Annotated in this window: 18 protein-coding genes; 10 read left to right on the top strand and 8 right to left on the bottom strand. The window is 56.1% G+C overall.

The genetic code is table 11. From position 1 onward, the window contains the following. Positions 1–183 precede the first annotated feature (183 nt). The 3 genes from Pan97_RS12380 (at position 184) to Pan97_RS12390 (ending at position 3,077) form a co-directional block, all read left to right on the top strand. Entirely contained in the window at positions 184–1,038 is an 855-nt protein-coding gene (locus Pan97_RS12380) for a hypothetical protein (RefSeq protein ID WP_144972958.1), read from the top strand. Positions 1,039–1,055: 17 nt separating this feature from the next. Then, positions 1,056–1,664: a hypothetical protein gene (locus tag Pan97_RS12385; protein WP_144972960.1), complete on the top strand. Its 609-nt coding sequence runs from the start codon at positions 1,056–1,058 to the stop codon at positions 1,662–1,664. Positions 1,665–2,063: 399 nt separating this feature from the next. After that, complete coding sequence (locus Pan97_RS12390) at positions 2,064–3,077, top strand: 6-bladed beta-propeller (protein WP_144972962.1); 1,014 nt, start codon at positions 2,064–2,066, stop codon at positions 3,075–3,077. 19 nt (positions 3,078–3,096) lie between these two features. Here the strand turns inward: Pan97_RS12390 and Pan97_RS12395 are convergent, their stop codons facing one another. Then, complete coding sequence (locus Pan97_RS12395) at positions 3,097–3,429, bottom strand: hypothetical protein (protein WP_144972964.1); 333 nt, start codon at positions 3,427–3,429, stop codon at positions 3,097–3,099. Between the two features lie 369 nt (positions 3,430–3,798). On the opposite strand from Pan97_RS12395, the gene Pan97_RS12400 reads away from it, so the two are divergent. Beyond that, complete coding sequence (locus Pan97_RS12400; RefSeq protein WP_144972966.1) at positions 3,799–4,362, top strand: type 1 glutamine amidotransferase domain-containing protein; 564 nt, start codon at positions 3,799–3,801, stop codon at positions 4,360–4,362. A gap of 484 nt (positions 4,363–4,846) precedes the next feature. Here the strand turns inward: Pan97_RS12400 and Pan97_RS12405 are convergent, their stop codons facing one another. The 3 genes from Pan97_RS12405 to Pan97_RS12415 form a co-directional block, all read right to left on the bottom strand. After that, entirely contained in the window at positions 4,847–5,479 is a 633-nt protein-coding gene (locus Pan97_RS12405; protein ID WP_144972968.1) for a hypothetical protein, read from the bottom strand. A gap of 36 nt (positions 5,480–5,515) precedes the next feature. Next, positions 5,516–6,136 (bottom strand): PEGA domain-containing protein, encoded by a 621-nt coding sequence (locus Pan97_RS12410; RefSeq protein WP_165698725.1) that lies wholly within the window; start codon positions 6,134–6,136, stop codon positions 5,516–5,518. 673 nt (positions 6,137–6,809) lie between these two features. After that, a complete protein-coding gene (locus Pan97_RS12415; protein WP_144972972.1) occupies positions 6,810–7,763 on the bottom strand; it encodes a lysophospholipid acyltransferase family protein in 954 nt (317 codons plus the stop codon). Between the two features lie 341 nt (positions 7,764–8,104). Between Pan97_RS12415 and Pan97_RS12420 the strand changes: the two genes are divergently transcribed. Next, the gene (locus Pan97_RS12420; protein ID WP_144972314.1) at positions 8,105–9,145 is read left to right on the top strand and encodes an IS110 family RNA-guided transposase; all 1,041 of its coding nucleotides are present in this window, start codon (positions 8,105–8,107) and stop codon (positions 9,143–9,145) included. A 289-nt stretch (positions 9,146–9,434) separates the two neighbouring features. Here Pan97_RS12420 and Pan97_RS12425 read toward each other — a convergent pair whose 3' ends face one another. Next, complete coding sequence (locus Pan97_RS12425) at positions 9,435–9,938, bottom strand: tRNA (cytidine(34)-2'-O)-methyltransferase (RefSeq protein WP_144972974.1); 504 nt, start codon at positions 9,936–9,938, stop codon at positions 9,435–9,437. Positions 9,939–10,082: 144 nt separating this feature from the next. Between Pan97_RS12425 and Pan97_RS12430 the strand changes: the two genes are divergently transcribed. The 5 genes from Pan97_RS12430 to Pan97_RS12450 all read left to right on the top strand — a co-directional run bounded on the left by Pan97_RS12430 (position 10,083) and on the right by Pan97_RS12450 (position 15,756). Continuing rightward, positions 10,083–11,228: a glycoside hydrolase family 88 protein gene (locus tag Pan97_RS12430; RefSeq protein ID WP_144972976.1), complete on the top strand. Its 1,146-nt coding sequence runs from the start codon at positions 10,083–10,085 to the stop codon at positions 11,226–11,228. Between the two features lie 237 nt (positions 11,229–11,465). After that, a complete protein-coding gene (gene ispG, locus Pan97_RS12435) occupies positions 11,466–12,608 on the top strand; it encodes a (E)-4-hydroxy-3-methylbut-2-enyl-diphosphate synthase (protein ID WP_144972978.1) in 1,143 nt (380 codons plus the stop codon). A gap of 77 nt (positions 12,609–12,685) precedes the next feature. Next, positions 12,686–13,513, top strand: coding sequence for a DUF1570 domain-containing protein (locus tag Pan97_RS12440; RefSeq protein WP_144972980.1), 828 nt, complete (start codon positions 12,686–12,688; stop codon positions 13,511–13,513). Next, positions 13,510–14,484, top strand: a complete 975-nt coding sequence (locus Pan97_RS12445; RefSeq protein WP_144972982.1) for a nitrilase family protein — start codon at positions 13,510–13,512, stop codon at positions 14,482–14,484. Before Pan97_RS12440 ends, Pan97_RS12445 begins: the two co-directional genes overlap by 4 nt. Before the next feature lie 342 nt (positions 14,485–14,826). Next, the gene (locus tag Pan97_RS12450; protein ID WP_144971316.1) at positions 14,827–15,756 is read left to right on the top strand and encodes an IS110 family RNA-guided transposase; all 930 of its coding nucleotides are present in this window, start codon (positions 14,827–14,829) and stop codon (positions 15,754–15,756) included. Positions 15,757–15,809: 53 nt separating this feature from the next. On the opposite strand, the gene Pan97_RS12455 is transcribed toward Pan97_RS12450, so the two are convergent. From Pan97_RS12455 to Pan97_RS12465, 3 genes are all read right to left on the bottom strand, one after another. Then, positions 15,810–16,763: a hypothetical protein gene (locus Pan97_RS12455; RefSeq protein ID WP_144972984.1), complete on the bottom strand. Its 954-nt coding sequence runs from the start codon at positions 16,761–16,763 to the stop codon at positions 15,810–15,812. 207 nt (positions 16,764–16,970) lie between these two features. Then, positions 16,971–17,558, bottom strand: coding sequence for a DinB family protein (locus Pan97_RS12460; RefSeq protein WP_144972986.1), 588 nt, complete (start codon positions 17,556–17,558; stop codon positions 16,971–16,973). A 58-nt stretch (positions 17,559–17,616) separates the two neighbouring features. Next, positions 17,617–18,282: a 3-keto-disaccharide hydrolase gene (locus Pan97_RS12465; protein ID WP_165698726.1), complete on the bottom strand. Its 666-nt coding sequence runs from the start codon at positions 18,280–18,282 to the stop codon at positions 17,617–17,619. Positions 18,283–18,390: the final 108 nt, after the last annotated feature.

Below are 18,390 nucleotides of genomic sequence, written 5' to 3' on the forward strand. Positions count from 1 at the left end.
CGAATGCCTCTGCCAGCCATTTTGCCACGAATTCCGGGACTTCCTTTGGTCGCCCCTATCGGATTGGATGCGCAGACGTCAATAAATCGTTACCTATCTAGATGGAGAGTTAACAACGCAATAGAGCAATATACAAGTATCATTGTCATGGCGTTGGTAGAGTGGTTTTGATTGACTCTGGCGATGAACCTGCTAATTTACACTGCGTTATTGTCTGTAGAACAAGACATCTTCGCATTGTGTGATTGCACGTTTCCGCTCTCGTTGAGGTCTGTCATGCTCGTCCCACGCCCTGTCACCATGCTGATGTCCCTGGTGGTGTGTCTTTGGTGTGCCTCTTTCGCATCGAGCCAAGAGTCCTACGCTCAGTTCAAGGAAGTGGCGGAAAAGAGCGTTAAGGCAAGAGACGTCCTAGTCGCCGAGCCGGTTTTCCGAGAAGAAGGTGGAGAACTCACCGCGATCTTCGGGAATGCGCAGATCTATCCTCCACCTCCACCTCCCGCCGAGAACATGGGCCTCGCGGCCGAACTGCTCGATAGCCAAATGCGAGTCGAGGTACTCCGTCAATATCCCTTTGAGGGAGAGGATCGTCTAATTTGGAATAAGGTTCTTCCGACGGCGGATGCGGAAATCGAGAAAGCCTTTGACAAACTGAAAGACGGCAAACTGACGCAAAAAGATTTATTCAAAGTCGACCAGCAGCTAAACGCCACGTTCACGATGGCTTCCAAAGAAATGGCCAGTTGGCGCGGGTTGTCAGCGCGGCCAGCCGTCTCTGCCGGGACCTTTACCGTCAAAATTACGACGATTCCCACGGGCTCCAAACTGTGGATGATGCATGCGCTGGAACCGACACTAGCCAAACTCGAAGGACGAAAACCAATTTGGGAGATGGTAGTTCAACGGGACGATGTGCCGTTGTTTGGCAAGTATTGGTACTTTATGAGATGGTCAGAGGAACCATCTGGGACGAAAAAATCTTCTGGTCCGCATCTGATAAAGGTCGACAGATCAAGCGTGTCTATTGTCCTGCAATGATGTTAGGTCTATAGCTTGTGGATGACTTTTGGAAATTTATTACCAACTTTAAGAGTGTTACTTCGTGGATCGCGAAGCTGGCAATCTTGTCTCCGTGGGCTGACATCATCGTGGCAGTCGGACCGCTATGGCCATCCAGGGTGGCTGTAGGGGTCATTACGTCCGTCGTTCAGGCCATCATCCTGATTTGGGGATTTCAATTTTGGAAGGATATCTCGAAGGCTCGTAAAAAGAGTCGAATGAAGTTTTTCGCCGCGAGCTTTATTGTATTTGGCGTGATATACCTTCTCTTCCTTGCCTTTCTTACCTACCCCGACCCGGTCCAGGGTAGAAAAGCGAAAGGACTCGTTCTTCAGCCTAGCATCGCGAAGATTTTGAGCGGCGAGAATCAGGAAGGCGTCGTCATTCCTGAGCCAGATAGCGATAACGCCACGGAACATGGGGCGATCACGGCAAACTCGGTGGAAGAAATTCTTCCACTTGTCGGGTACGAGGAATTTAAAGTCTGGCAGCCTTGGTCGATTTACTTGACGCGATGTTTATCCGTTCTCGCGTGGATTGGTGTGTTTGGAAGTGTCATTGGATTTATCACGGCGTTTGTGCTGCTTCAATCCAAGGGCGAGTGATAGTCGTTAGGCGGGTGCTTGGCCGGGCATCACGACGATTGCCAATGGATTTTGGAACCGCCGCTGCGTCGCTTCGTTGAAGTACTCAATCCCTTCCTGCGGCTGCGCCGGCACCGTGCAGTCGTTCCACGGAGCATGGGCGTACCTCTTTCAACGCCCGCATCAAAAATTTTTCTAGACAGGTGATACAACACGCAATTTGGCGTGTTATGCTGGTACCAGACGCAGCGATGCCCGATTTGCCATTCGCTTTTAGGAGGGTGGCCGCATCGTGGCCGTTGGGTCTCACAACCTTGCCTTGCCCTTTTCTGTTTGCCGCGGTCAGCCATCTTTCCTTGGTGCTGCTGCGGCACGCTTCCCCCCAATCACCACCGAACAGGTCATCTCGGAGTTCCCATCATGCGTTTGCTTTCGATGCCAGTCGCCCTTGTCCTTACCTGCGTCATGGCTTTGTCGCTTGTCGCCCAGGAGAAGCAGCCGCCGGTTCGGATGGGTTGCGGGCTGATGACGTTCGACACGGTTCCTGGTTGGGGTCTGCGACCCGATGGCCAATCGGCGATCGGCCCGTGCCATGGGTCGGTGGTGATCGACAAAGAAGGCAACATCTACACCAGCGCCAAGGCAGGCGTCTTCGTCTTTTCGCCCGATGGCAACGTCATTCAAAGCTACCTGGGCAAGGACTACTCGAACATCCACGACATGGAGATTCGCACCGAAGGAGACGCCGAGTTCATTTACGGTGCCCGCAACAACGACGCCGAAGGGATCAAGTTCAACGCCCACACCGGCGAGGTCGTCTTGCGTTTGCCGCTGCCGGAAGAAGCCGGCCTGGGCAAGATCAAGTTCAACCCGACCGCGATCACCGTGGCTGCCAACGGCGATATCTACCTGTCCAACGGTTACGCCAGCAATCACATCTTCAAGTTCGATAAAGATGGCAAGTACGTGATGCACTTCGGTGAAAAAGGGAATGGCCTGAAGCAGTTCAATACGGCTCACGGCATGACGCTCGACACGCGCTACGAGCCGAACCGACTGTTGATCTGCGATCGCAACCACCAGCCGAAAGGCCGCTTGCTGCATTACACGCTCGACGGTGAGTTCATCGAAGAAGTGATCACCGGCCTGGGCATGCCGACTGCCGTGGCGATCCAAGGAGACTTCGTTTCGGTGCCTGACCTGCACGGCCGGTTGGTAGTGCTCGACAAAACGAACACCATCATCGCGGTGCTCGGCAACAACCCCGACCCAGCCAAGGGACGCAACTACAACATCCCGCAGGATCAATGGGTAGAAGGCGTGTTCAGCGGAACGCACGGTTCGTTCTGGGATGCCGAAGGGAACCTGTACGTGCAGGACTGGAACGTGGCAGGGCGGATCATGAAACTGGTGCGCGTCGATGCTTTGAAGTAACACTTGCCCACGGAAGAGCCTAGTCGTGGGGCTGGGCCGTTTTGCCGAGAAAGCGATCGCCCCGCAGGGGGTCACGCAGAAGGTTCTTCCACCAGTGCCACCAATCGACGACTTGATCGAGAGTCACCACCGGGGACCGCTTCTCCCACTCGTCCATAAAGAGGGTCCCCCCACCCATGCCCAGGCACCCTGCGGCCACGCCGGTGTAGATCGCCGACAACTGGCACACCAACAGCCCACCCCCAAACCATGAGGCCACCAGCCCGCCGAGACATGCGCCGAAGACCGCGGCGGACATGCCCCCGACCAGGATAACGATAATCCGAACCAGAAGTCGTGCGAGACGTTGCATGGTGTTTGTGCGGGCCTGGGGATCGTATCGATGGATGAATTCATCCTACCATTTGCCACTGGCCTCTGTCCCATTCGTTTCTACGCATCCTCGTGTGAAAGCTCATCGGTCGCTGAAGGCAGATAAGATGCCGGTCTCCATCTTTTTGGCTCAATGGTTCGCCTGTCGTCTCAAATGATTGGCGCGCAATCTGCATCAATAGTAACGAATATTGTCCCTCTCGGCTGGAAAGCCACTTTCAGCCGTTCTGTCTAACGCGGCGAACAGGCTTGGTTGTTCAACGACCATGCTGAGCGAGGCACGCCATTGCGTTTCGTACGACGACCGCGACAGGCACAATCAAACATTCATGAAAAAAAAGGGAAGAACATGTCTAAGAAACTACAGGGTAAACGAATTGCATTTCTCGCCACCGATGGCTTTGAGCAAGTCGAACTGACCAAACCATGGGACGCCATCCAAGAGGCGGGAGCTGAAGTCGTGCTGGTTTCACCCAAGAATGGAAAAATTCAAGGGATGAACCACGACGAGAAGGCGGACCAGTTCGAGGTCGATCTGAACGTCGAAAAAGCCTCGGCCGAAAACTTCGACGGACTCGTCCTGCCAGGCGGCGTCGCCAACCCGGACTCGCTACGCATGTGCGAAACATCCGTGAGCTTCATCCGCGACTTCTTCAAACAGCATAAGCCGGTCGCGGCCATTTGCCACGGTCCCTGGACGCTGATCGAAGCAGGCGTCGTTGAAGGCCGTCAGGTCACGTCATGGCCGAGCCTCAAAACCGATTTGACGAATGCTGGTGCCAACTGGGTCGACCAGGAATGCGTGTGCGACGAAGGTCTGGTTACCAGCCGGAATCCCGACGACCTGCCGGCATTCTGCGAAAAGGCGATCGAAGAATTCGCCGAAGGAAAACATGCCGAGCAGACTGCGTAAGCGTAATGCCGAGAATCGAACCATCTCAGGTTCGCGGCGAGTGGCACTGGCGGGCAAAGACCTGGCCCCGTGTGCCACTGGCCTTCGGCCAGTGCGAATCAGATACACGCATCCCAAGGTGGGTCGAGACCCAGCATTTGCCGCCCGTATCAAGGCGCGCCAACGGCGGTGTGATTCGACTTGGGGTTCGGATCACATGCTTGCTGCCGGTGTGTAATCGCTGGGTCTAGACCCAGCTTACGGGGCTACATCCGTAGGAACCCTGTCAAGCGTGACCTATGCCGTCGGGCAGTGGATTAGAACTGGTCGAGTACACTATTATGTGGAAGGAGTTCAGGTCCCGTGGCTTCCACGATTAACCCAGCCTGATCCGGACTGGTTTCATGTTTCGGGTGTTCAAGAGACAAGTGGTTCGTGATGGAGGCCGCATTGCACTGCGGCCAGTTTTTCGTCAGTTGGGTTGCCGTTCAATCTCGAAGAATCGTTACTGATGAACTTCGTCGTCTGAAACTTCAGCGTCCGCCGGTTCTTCCGCTGATACTTCGGTCATTGGCTCTTGAGGTGTTTCGTCAGGACCATTTTCGTCAGTGGAATGATCATCCGGTGTCGCGCTAGGTGCCCTAAGCCATCTACCGCTTGTAAAAGTAAGCCCTACTAACACGAGTCCACCAAAGACACCGACAACCTGCGCGATGAAAGCGTTCATCACGTCCCACTGAGCAATATCTGGTACCGAGTTCTGCCACTTACCCGAGTAGAGAATTATTTGCGACATTTCAAACGAGAATACGAAATGAGAAATAATGCCTACAAGCAAAGTAACGTTCGCAAACCAAAACATGAGCATTTCAATGGGGGATTCCAATAGTCCCACGGTCTCTTTCTTCTTGAGGATCGCGATACCCCAGATCGAGGCGACTACGACAATAGTTGTCTGATAGAGTGACGAAGAGAGACTCATCCGCATTTCTATCGCCTTTTCGACATGGTCGTCAAACGTGAGTGCGTCCGCGACTCCCGACGAAAACATTCCCGCAAAAATGCCGAGAGAAACAACCAATGCAGAGAGGAAAACCAAGCCACTGAAGATACAAAGACAAACCCTAAGTTGAACCATACTGCCAACCTACCCAAAGCATGTTTGACAAGTGCTCTATTTCATTTCCGTTTCGTCAACTTTGACTTTATCCAGCTCAAATTTAATCTCATACGCATTACCGCCGTGAACGTCGATCTTCTTCTGCTGCGTTACAAAGCCTTCTTTTGCTGCCTCGATTTCATATGCGCCGGGTCGCAAAAACTTTTTAACTCGAGTCTTTCCTTTTGTAACGTTGAGATCAATGTCCGCTTCAGATGGAGTCGATTGCAAATCGAGATACGCCCACGAACGATTAAGACCCAAAGCGACGTAGGGGACGTAAGTCAACTTGGGCTCATTATGCGTTTCCCCGCCACCAAGATCGACACTTCGTGTTACGACGGCAATCTCATTCGAATCATTAAATGTAATCTGCTCCCAAACCCCGTTCCCTACTGAAGCGGAATATCCGAAACCATCGGCCCAATGACTGGTTTCCAAAATGCCGAAATTTACTTCGATTAGTTCGGACTCGGAGTATCCCTTTGCGTTCGTGATTGCCTGGCGCAGTAAGGCTTTAAAATCATCCTCAGGGATCGGGATGTCTGCAAAGGGCTTTGCAAAAAGACTGATAAGCTTTTCGACTTCATTTTCCGCACCCGTTCGTAGCAGTTGCTCAAACTCTTTATCAGTCATGTCGACCAACGGAGGATGGTACGCTACCTTCCAATAACGCGACTCGAGTGATCGCCTGCGGAAGTCGGCGTGAAAGATGCTCGATTCATTTCCTATCGGCGATTGAGCATAGCACTCACAGGCCATAAGAAACACGAGTGCCCCAAATACTACCGCTTTCAGGTGCGATAATCTCATCTATTCGTTTTCCTAATACATAATTCAGCCCGTAAGAACTTACCGTCCAGTACCGATTGCACTGCACAAGCTCCGCCAAGATAGCAAGATAGCATATCATGCCAGTGAACACGTAGGAATACAAACGACTGCCACTGAACCTTCAAATTTGTTAAGAAGGGAAATCCCTTGTGGTTGGCAGAGTCGTCCGAAAGAAGACGATTAACACAAGGAAGCGAAAGCTTTAGGATTTAGGAAAGTACGCAGAAAACACTGCGAACATTGCAAATCCCATCGCAAGTGGAAGCATTCCAAATAGTAGATATATGAGCGTCATGCGAAACTCCGTTTACCCTGTTTTCGTCACGGGTGCATGATCTGCTTTAAACGCATCTGAGCAATCGACGAGAAACGATATGAATTTGACGATTTGCTAGTGGGGATGTTTCTTGGTGATACGATGTTTTCAGCAAATAAGCAAGAACAATTCTGATGGGTGAATTGTTTTTCAGTTCCACTAAGCAGCCGCAGCCACCCGCGCCGCTTCCAACCGCTTCTTCTCCTTCTCCCGCTTCTTCGCCGGTCGGTCGTCTTTCCAGCGATTATGCACCCACCAGTACTGGTCTGGGTCGCGGCGTACCACGCGCTCTAGCATTTCGTTGTACCACTGGGTGACTTCTTTGACCCCTTTAGGTTCGTCGCACTCGGCGGGGTCGTAGATGCCTTCGACGCCGAATTCGAATTGCATGGGGCCGCCGGTGCGGCGCATGTAGAGGAACACCAGCGGGGCGCCGCTGGTCATCGAGAAGACGCTGATGGCTTTGTGGTACGAGGCCGGGCGGTTCAGGAATTCGACCCAGCATCCTTTCGCGCCGGCGTTTTGATCGCACAACAGGGCCAGCGTTCCGTTTTGGTTGAGTACCTCTTCGATGTACGGGGCGCTCCCTTGCTTGGGCAGGATGATCTGGCCGGTGCTGCTTCGGAACTCTTCCAGGTACTTGTGCAGAAACGGATTGTCCAGCGGCCGGGCCACGGTGTAGGTGGGGAAGCCGAGCATGCCGGTGCAGTAGCCCATCACCTCGAAGTTGCCGAAGTGTCCCAGCAGCACCACCACCGGGCGGCGGCCGAGGGCCTGCTCGATCTGGATGTGGATGTCCTTCATCTGGATGTGCTTGTGCCAGTTGGTATCGTGCAGCTTGCGCGGCGCGTGGGCGATCTCGCAGACCATCAGGCACAAGTGGTACCAGCTGCGGCGGGCCAGCTTCTTCCGGTCTTCAACGGTAATCTCTGGGAAGGCATTCTTCAGGTTCGAATGAACCAGGTTACCGCGGATCTTCAGAATGTCGCTTGCCAGCCAGGCCAGGCATTTGGAAACCTGGGCGCAGACCGAAAGGGGCGTTGCCTGTACCGTGCAGATGAACAGGCGAACGATCAAATAAACGACGTAATCAACAACAAGCTTGGGCCTCATTTCGCCTCCCTGCGATGCGTGGCCGATGGATCATTTCGGGTCGCGGGCTATTGTCAGCAAAAGCCAGCTATCAGGGAAGATCAATCCGCGAAGGATGCGAACGTAAATCGAAGGGAGGAGCCGGTTTCTTTCCGCCTGGGTCGGCATCGCCGACAAGCGGCTCATGCATCAGGTTTACTGATGATAGAAACGTTCCTTCGTGCTTTCGCTCAACTCACGAGCCGCTTGTGGCCTGCGGCCACCCAGAGAGGAATCTCTCTGGATAGGGATGAAGACCCGTTGCTCCTAGGGTTTACTACGAGTGTGTTAGTAACCCATAAACCCAAAAGGAGCAACGAGCGATGTCTAGTTTACCAACTTTCGTCGGGCTTGATTACCATCAGGATTTGGTTCAGGTGTGTGTTTTGGATTCGGAAGGGCGGACGCTGGCGAATCGGTCGGTGCGGAATGAGGCTGATTTGATTGCCCGCTTTGCGTTGCAGCATGGCACGCCGCAACGCGTGGCGATCGAGGCCTGTTGCGGGGCGGCCGATCTGGCCGAGGAACTGGTCACCCATCGCAATTTGCCGGTGCAGCTGGCTCATCCAGGCTACGTCGCACGGATGAAGCGTTCGCCTGACAAAACCGACCTGGCCGATGCCCAACTGCTGGCCGATCTGGCTCGCGTCAATTACCTGCCGAGCGTGTGGCTGGCCCCCGAAGCAACGCGGCAACTGCGACGCCTGGTCCGCCATCGGGCTCAATTGGTGCGGCGGCGGCGGGACGTTAAACTGCGGATTCGTGGGCTTTTACGAGAAAACCGGGTGCCTTCACCGGGCGGCACGCCTTGGACGAAGAAGTGGCTCACATGGCTGCAGGAAACAGACGACTTGGCACCAAGCGACCGGTGGCTTGTGGAAGACCACCTCGAGGAATTGACTTCCCTGGGGCGTCGCATCCGTGCTGTGGAAGCCAAGATCAGGCACACGGTCGAAGACGATCCGGTCGTTGCGAAGCTTCTGACAATGCCCGGCGTGGGGCTGGTGACGGCGGTTACGCTTCGCGCCGAGATCGGTCGCTTCGATCGCTTCACGCGTGGCAAGCAACTGGCTCGGTTCTGCGGAGTGACGCCTCGCAATGCCAGCAGTGGACAACGTCAGGCAGATGCAGGACTGATCAAGGCCGGCAACCCCGACCTGCGGACTGTGTTGATCGAATTGGGGCATCGACTGATTCGACAAACAAGTGGCCCATGGACCAAGCTAGCGACCGGCATGCTGAGTCGAGGCAAACCGAAGAACGTGGTGGTCGCGGCGGTCGCCAATCGTTGGGTTCGCTGGCTGCACCACGAACTACGCCGCGAAACGCCCCAAGCGGATCGCGTTTTAGAGCAAGCCGTTTAAATTAAGGAATCCCCACAACTCGATAGAACTCTGGGAGATCCTTCGAAAGAAGCGACTGGTCAAGCATTCACCTGTTCCGGCGGGAAGGTACGCTCGAGGTGGCCCTGGGCTCAAGCTCGTCTCTGGTTAGGGCAGCCTTCCCCTTTACTTCGAAAACACCCACAGGGGCTATCCCACCACGGGAAACGCTCGGATAGAGGAAGGGAACCACCGGTGAAAACACTTGACAACGAGTCTGTCTTCATAGAGGGCCACCCCCGGGGATTGCGACTGGCAATTCAGGGGGGCTTTACCCAATCGGAGACTCGCCAATGGGTAAAGAATATTCACCGGCGAGGGTCAGTTGTCGGACTCCTTCGTAGGCGATCACCGCGGCCGTTGAAGCCAGGTTCAAGCTGCGGACATCGGTACGCATCGGGACCGAAATGGCGGTCTGGTCATTCGCTTCGACCAGCTCCCGCGGCAGGCCTTTGGACTCGCAGCCGAAGACGAACGCGTCTCCCTTTTCAAAGTTGACGGTCGCGTAGCTACGCTTGGCGGTCTTGGTTAAGTACCACTTGCGATTGGACTTAAGACGCTGTTGAAGGGTCTCCCAATTGGGGACGACCTCCCAGTTCAGATGCTGCCAGTAGTCCATGCCGGCGCGGCGGAGAGCCGTGTCGTCGACCTGAAAACCCAGTGGTTCGACCAGCCACAGTTTGCTGCCGGTGGCGACGCACGTTCGCCCGATATTGCCCGTGTTTGGGGGGATCTCGGGGGCGAACAGCACGATATGAAAGACAGGGTCGTACATCGAAATTTTCTTACGTTCCTTCAGCAACTCGCTTTTCGGGTAGCCGGACTAGGGCTAGTATGAGCCACACCATCGCATTATAGCCGATAACGGTACGCGACTTGACGCCCCTATCCCGTTAACCTGTAAGAGTTTCGCACGATCATGACCGACCAGCGCATCGAGCAGTACACCCAGGCCCTGCAGTTCGCCGAAAAGCAGGTTGCCGCGACCAGCACGCAGCATCCCGACTACTTCCCGATTTATACGGAAGGTGGCAAGTGGCGGCATGACAAAGAGTTATGGACCGACTGGTGTGCTGGCTTCTATGCGGGGATGATGTGGCAGTTTCACCTGCGGACCGGCGACCCCGCCTGGCGCGAAAAGGCCGAGCACTACTCGAAGTTATTGGAGCACCGCCAGCACGACCGCGACGTGCACGATCTGGGATTCATCTTCTTGAGCACTTACCTCCCCTGGTACCAGCTGACCGGTGATAAGCACCTGCACGATGTGCTGATCCAGGCCGGGCGAACGCTCGCCATGCGTTTCAAGGAGAAGGGTCAATACCTGCGAAGCTTCGTTTCGGACGATTCGCTGTTCATCGACATCATGATGAACGTGCCGATCATCTTCTACGCGGCGATCGAAACCGGCGACGAGGAACTGATGCGCCGCGCCGTGAATCACTGCCAGACTACCCGCGACACGATTGTTCGCGAGAACGGTTCGACGGCGCACGAAGGGATGTTTAACCTCGAAACGGGCGAATTCCTGAAGCAAACCACCCACCAAGGTCTGCGTGGTGACAGCAGCTGGGCCCGCGGTTTGGCGTGGTCGCTGTATGGGTACTCGAAGTGCTATCAACTGACCAAAGACGAGCAGTATCTGGAAGTTTCGATGCGAAACGCCGACTTCTGGATCGCCAATTTGCCGGAAGATAAGGTGCCGTTCTGGGACTTCGATGCCGACCTGAGCCAGCCAGCTCCGTGGGGAGCGCAGAAAGAGACCTCGGCCGGAGCAATCGCCGCGTCGGGCCTATTGGACCTGAGCCGGCAGGTGAAGGATTCTGCGAAAGGGGCGCAGTATAAGGAAACTGCCTTGGCGATGCTCGACGCGTTGGTAACCCCCCAGTACCTGGCCATTAACGACGAAGGCTGGGAAGGCATTCTGAAGCACGGGGTGTACCACACCGAGAAAGATCTGGGCGTAGACGAGTCGGTAATGTTCGGCGAATACTTCTTCGTCGAAGCCCTGACCAAGGTGGTTCGGGACGCCTACCCGATCACTTACGAAGCGCCCAAAGCTTAGAGCGACTCGCCGATAACTGGATTGTCCTGAACGGGCTACGGCGGCGATGGTCTTCGTTGACCTGCATCGACGAATCTTAAGGATTCGCCTGCTTCGGTCGCCTTGCCCATCTTGCCTCGCTGGTGTTCATGCCAAACCATCTATCGGAGAACCGCTCTAACCAATCGTGATGTTGCCAAAACCACTGCGGTTGTAGACAATACAGCAAAAGTCTTTCAACCGTGGGAGTTTACAACGTTGGAAATCGTTCGCAATCCGACGCGCAGTGTCGCGATCGGCAGCATCACCATCGGATCTGGCCACCCGATCGCCGTCCAAAGTATGACGGCGACCAAGACTCAGGACATTGATGCCACCGTCGCCCAGGTCACCGACCTGGAGAAGGCCGGTGCCGACGTCATTCGGATTGCCGTCGACAATAAGAAGGACGCCGAAGCGCTGGCCGAGATTCGCAAGCAAACCACCGGCAACCTTTCGGTTGACCTGCAAGAGAACTACCGGCTGGCCGAATTGGTCGCTCCCCACGTCGACAAGATCCGCTACAACCCCGGGCACCTTTACCACCACGAGCGCGAGAAGCCGTGGCAGGAGAAGGTCGAGTACCTTATTGGCATCGCCAAGGATAACGACTGTGCCGTTCGCATTGGGGTGAACTGCGGCAGCGTTGATCCTGCCAAGCTGGCCCTCTACGAAAAAGACGACTCGATCACGCCGATGCTGGAAAGTGCCTGGGAGCACTGCGACCTGGTCGACAGTCTGGGTTTCCACCGCTTCTGCGTTTCGCTGAAGGATAGCGATCCGCAAAAGGTGATTGAGGTGAATCGCCGCTTCGCCAAAAAGCGCCCCGACGTGCCTCTGCACCTGGGTGTCACCGAGGCCGGCATGCCGCCCGATGGCATCATCAAAACACGCATCGCCTTCGAGCAGCTGATCGGCACCGGTATTGGCGACACGATCCGCGTTTCGCTGACGGTCCCCAACTCGCGCAAGGGGGAAGAGATCGAAGCAGGCCGCAAGATCCTGGACGACATCGCCGCCGGCCGCGTTCGTACAGTAGTCGATTACGGATTGCAAACGCTCAACATCATCAGCTGCCCGAGTTGTTCGCGGGTCGAGAACGAAGCGTTCGTCGATCTGGCGGCCAAGGTGAAAGAGCTGACCGAGTATGCGAAGGATCATAAGATCACCATCGCCGTGATGGGTTGCCGCGTGAATGGCCCCGGCGAGACCGATGATGCCGATCTCGGTTTGTGGTGCGGGCCCAACTTCGTGAACCTCAAACGCGGTGGCGAAGCGATTGGCGCGTTTGGCTACGAAGAAGTGCTCGAGAAACTGAAGGAAGAGCTGGATCAGCTGATCGATGCTCAAACGGTTGGTTAACTCTTTCCTGTCCCCTCTCCCTTCGAGGGAGAGGGAACAAGAGTTTGGGTAACTAGCTCTAAACCTAAGGACCACGGATGGGTCGCTTCCAACAACTTGTCGAACTTCGCCTGGCACTGCTGGTCGGTAGCTGCGCTTGGCTCGCGGTTGGTTGTACGATGTGGAGCAACCAGATCCATGATCCCCCGCCGACGTTCGTCGATGATGTTCCGCTGAAGATTGAAGCCGACTTCGATCTGCAAGACGATAGCCAGGTGCTGCAAGAGGTCCGCAATCTGAAGATGGAATTGCGGGACGACCTGGGCATTCCATTCTCGAACGACAAGATTCACGTCCGTATCTTCCGCGATGGGACGACGTTCGCCGAGTTCACTCAGCAGCACTTCCCGCAGCTCAACGGACGCCGAGCCCTGTTTGTGGTCGAACGCGGTGAGTACTACGTCTATGCGATCTGGTCCGAGAGTGTCCTGTCTGATCTGCGGCATGAACTGACGCACGCGTATCTCAATTCGTCGGTTGGTACCCTTCCCTTGTGGCTCGACGAAGGCCTGGCCGAATACTACGAAGTGGCTGGCGTGCCGGGACGGCTCAATCGCGAGCATCTTCCCTGGCTGGCCGATGGCATGCGAAGGGGCAACTGGCAGCCGGATCTGGAACGGTTGGCCACGCTGGCCAAGCCAGAGCAGATGGCCGCGAACGATTACGCCGAAGCATGGCTGTGGGTCCATTACCTGATGCAGAACCAACGTAGCGATATCATTCGCAGTTACCTCGTTGCCCGCCGCGACAAGCAAATTGTCGATCCGATTCCACTCGCCATCCGCAACACGATTCCGCAAGCGGAACTTAAACTGGCCAGTCACATCAGCACAACCTACCCTGTCGACAAACCACGCCTGCCATGATCCTCCGCGCCGCGACCGTTCAGTTTCAGCACGCCCCTGGTGATAAAGCAGCCAACCTGGCCACCGTGGCCAGGTTCGTCGAGTCGGCCGCCGACGAGGGAGTGCGCTTGATTACCTTTCCCGAGATGTGCCTGACCGGCTACTGGCATGTGCGGAATCTCGACCGCGATGCGATTGATGCTTTGGCGGAAGAAGTCCCCGGCGGACCTTCGACCGTGGCGCTGGTGCAGCTGGCCGAAAAGCATCAGATGATCGTCGGGGCCGGGCTCATCGAGCGGGCAAGCGACGGCCAGCTTTACAACACATATGTCGTGGCGATGCCTGACGGCAACGTGCATGCCCACCGAAAGCTGCACTGTTTTATCAGCCAGCACATGAGCAGCGGCGATCGTTATACGGTCTTCGACTCTCCCCTGGGCTGTAAGCTTGGTGTATTGATCTGCTGGGATAACAACCTGGTGGAGAATGCCCGAGCGACGGCACTGCTAGGGGCCGATATCCTGCTTGCCCCACATCAAACCGGCGGAACCGCTTCGCGCAGTCCGCATGCGATGGGACGGATCGATCCGGAAGTCTGGCACGCACGTGCGGAAGATCCCCAGCGCTTGGCCGCTGAGGTTAACGGGCCGAAAGGACGCGGGTGGCTACTGCGGTGGTTGCCGGCCCGCGCGCATGATAACGGCTTGTTTCTTCTTTTCAGCAATGGGATTGGTCTGGACGACGACGAAGTGCGAACAGGCAATGCGATGATCCTGGACTGCTACGGCCGGATCGTGGCGGAAGCGACTGAGCCGAACGATTCGATCGTCGTTGCCGACCTCGACATGAGCTTGCTGGATAAGTGCACCGGCCGGCGGTGGATCCGCGGCCGACGTCCGGAGTTGTACGGCATTCTGACCGAGAAACAAGGCGGCGAACTCTCGCCCCGCGAGGCCCGGTTCTCGGAAGCTTCTACGGAAGAACGTTCCTAGCGCTGGGGCACACATAGTTCATCTTCTTCCGAAGGGCCGGCCTTTCAGGCCTTAGGAGATTGACGTGGACCATCGGGTGGCGATGTTGGGCATGCGTCGTTCAGGAAACCCTTGTATGTTGAAATCTGTTTAGATTTACATTGGAATCAAGCTATCCCACGTAGTGAGCGTAGCGAACGGAGTGGGATAGCTTTGCGGATCGCGAGATCGATAACCCTCGGGTCGTCAGAGGCCGTGGGTGAGCTAGATACCGGTCCGCTTTTTTGAGATTTAGCCCGAACAGTCGCTGGGGCCGCTGCCTGGCAAGCCCGCATTAGCAAGGAAGGGAGAAGCTCGAATTTGATGTTTATTGGAATTGATGTCTCGAAAGACAAACTTGATGTTGCGATCGGTGACGCCGTACGGCAATGGCCCAACACGCCGGAAGGCCATCAACAAATTGTTCAAGAGCTGAAGTCGCTCTCGATTGACGGAGTCGTTCTGGAAGGCACTGGTGGATACGAGAAAGCCATCGTTGGTGAACTGGGCGCCGCATTACTTCCGGTGGCAGTCGTCAATCCACGGCAAGTACGAAACTACGCTCGCGCGACCGGCAAGTTGGCCAAGACCGACGAGATTGACGCGTGCATCCTGGCCGAGTTTGGCCAAGCCGTTCGCCTCACGTTTCGGCCGATTCCCAGTAAAGAACAGCTGCGTTTGCAGCAGCAAATCGCTCGTCGACGACAATTGATTGGCATGCTGACGGCGGAGAAGAACCGCCTCCAACAGTCGGATGACAAGCTTGTCCAGCGCAGCATTAAGGCCGTGATTCGAACGCTCCAAAGTCAGCTCGATCAACTAGATGGCGACCTCCAGCAAACCATTCAGCAGACGCCTGTTTGGCGAACCAAAGACGATCTGCTCAAAAGTGTTCCTGGCATCGGTCCCCATACTTCACTGTCTCTCTTGGCGGAACTTCCCGAACTTGGCAGCTGCTCGCGGCATCAAATCGCGGCGTTGGCAGGCGTGGCCCCGATCAATCGCGACAGCGGCAAGTTCCGCGGAGTGCGCACCACGTGGGGAGGGCGTACGACCGTTCGCTCCGCGCTCTACATGGCGACGCTCTCAGCGATCCGCCACAATCCCAAGATTAAACCGTATTACCGTCGACTGCGAGACGCCGGAAAGCGTGCGAAAGTTGCCATCGTGGCGTGCATGAGAAAGCTACTGTGCATCCTCAACGCCATGCTTCGAGAACAAAAAACATGGCAGACCACGCCCCAAACGGCTTGAAATTAAACACAGTCGCTCACCCTAGCCCTCTCCCTGCGAGGGGAGAGGGAACTTTATACGATTGGTTTACTCATCAGGCGGAGTTCGTCGATGGCTTCGAAGCCTAGGGTATCGACGACCTGGGTCAGGATCGCGTTCTCGCTGGCAACTTGGGTTTCGACGACGGCGGTCCCTTCTTCGGTCATTTGCCGAAGCGTTTCGGCCAGGAAGAACTGGGCCTGAACTTGCGTGCAGCCGCTCAACGTTTCCAGGTCGACAATGCCGCTCATGCGAACGCCGCGGAGGTGACTGAACGCTTCCATTTGAACGACCGTCAGATGGGCGAGTTCGCGGCTGTCCTGCTTCTGGACCAGCGCGTAGCGGGTGCGATGTTGATGCATGTAGATGCACGCATCGCGGTAGCTGGTATAGGGAGGATCGTCTTCCCGCATGACGTTCAGCGACCGCCGGGCAGTAATCTGGTTGCGATCGACCGGAGGACGAAAGCCTCGCAAAGCTCGACTGTAAACACCCCAGCTTCGAGCTTGGCCAAAGCCATGCCGCGCGGCCAATTCAATCATCCGCGTATCGGACACGAGAGTACCGCGGTTGCAACTTCCTTTTGCCAGCCCGAAGTAGAAAGGCCCCGGCTCGGTCGTTCCACCCAGCAGGATGGAGGTTGCCGAGGTTTCTCGAACGATGGCTTCGGCCGCATGAACGAGCGCGTCTTCCACCTCGGCCGCTTGGGGGATGTTCGCCGCCAAGACGATCGGCAAATTAGCGACCTCCGCGTGAAGGTCATCCGGCAGCATGAGACCGCTGGGCACCAAGTGGGCCATGCCTGCGAGCTTCCCTTCGATCTCCGCGATCAACAGGTTCTTCGGCTGGAAATAGGGCTTGGCAAAAACCTGGGCTTCCAGCAGCGTCACCGCCATGGGCTGAGCAAGTCCCCGACTGATGGGCTGATGGTTCCAGAGTTCCACCAGTTTGGGAGGATCGCTGTTGGAAAAGGGTCGAACGACGATCAAGAGAACAACAATTTCGGCGAAGTGGGGATGTTAGAGTTCCTATCTGTTAAGCGTATCCCAAATGTCGCTGAGCGGAAAGGTAGGCGGGTATTGATGCGAGAGGGGCCGTTTGAGGGAGTGACGAGTGACGCGGTAATTCCCAGCAACAGAACGAACTTTCGCCCGAATACGGCGCTTTGATCGGTGCACGTTTTTATGCCCAATCGCCTAGGAGGAAGCGTCACCCTTTGCGTCCGGATCTTCAAAAATGCTGCGGCTGGATGCCGTGCCCCACGTACGCTGGTTGTGCTGCTGGCTTTGGCCGGGGGCGATCGTTAGCCAATGCCACGGGCCGTCGTGCACCATCCGAGCTACGATGGCGATCTGGCCGACGTGATAGGTGATGTGGGTTATCGAACGCGTGAGGGCCTGGGGGATTGTGTGGCGTTCTCCACGGATGAAGATGCGCTGGTCGATGTTCGACGGATTGATTTGCTTGATTGCGGAACTCAACGCATCCCAGCCGGCGTCGAAATGAGCCAACAGCGCCGCGCGGTCCCCTTCCCACTCTTGGAATTCGGCGTCGCGATCACGATCGGGCTTCTCGCCGTCGGTCGTCAGAAAGTCGGTCCAACGGCTGCGAAGGTTACCCCCCAGATGCCGCAGCAGAATCGCGACCGAATTGATCCCTGGGGCGGGATGGGCATGCAGTTCGGCATCGGAGAGTTGCGCGACGGTGGCGTCGATCATATGCCGATACGAAGCCACCGTCGCGGCTATCGCGCCGATCCATGCCTGGCTGTCGGGGGTCTCCATGGCGTGTCCCTTTCGTTTCCGCTGGAACTTCTTCGCATGATGGACCCGTTCCCCGCGATCAAAGTTCGCGCAGGCGGATCTCTTGGAAGTAGAACACGCTTCCGGGGTCGTGGGCTTGAATGGCCAGGGCTCCGCCGTTGGGATCGATCAGTCGCTTGGCTCGGCTGGCGGGACGCTCGGGGTTGTCAGGCTCGGTGTAATCGACCAATTGCTGGTCGTTCACGTGAACTTGGATTCGTTTGCCTTGCACTCGAATGCGGATCGTGAACCACTCCGTCTCGTCGACGGGGGACTGGTCGACCTGGACGACGGCATAAAGACTGCCCGTTTTGTTCTTTTCTTTCGCGGAACTATTGAGCTGTACTTCGTACCCTTTGTTCAGATACTTGCCGCCGCGAAGCTCGCGATCGGTGTGAAAGAAGAAACCAGAGTTCGAGCCAGGCTCGCTGCGAGCCACGGCGACGAGTTCAAAGTCCTTGAACTGGACGTCTTGGTCGGTGTCCCCCACGTAAAAGAGGTGCGCCATGCCGTTCTTGCCATGGGCTTTCAACTTGCCGTCGGTGACGGTGAACGACTCGGGATGGGCATTGGCCTGCCAGCCGGTTAGGTCTTTGCCATTGAAAAGTGATTTCCAAGACGAGGCGTCCTCGGCCACCAGACTGCCGGGCAAAAAGCAGAACGACACGATGAATAGCGTCAGCGAAACGTACGGGATGGTGTTCACGGGGAATGCCCTATCGATCGAAGGAGAAATAAGGTGGGTATGTCAGGAGACTATGATATTGGAAGAGCGGAAGCAACGAGGTCACTTTTTCAAGCCGCGATTCACCAA

This window comes from Bremerella volcania, from assembly GCF_007748115.1.
GTDB lineage: Bacteria > Planctomycetota > Planctomycetia > Pirellulales > Pirellulaceae > Bremerella > Bremerella volcania.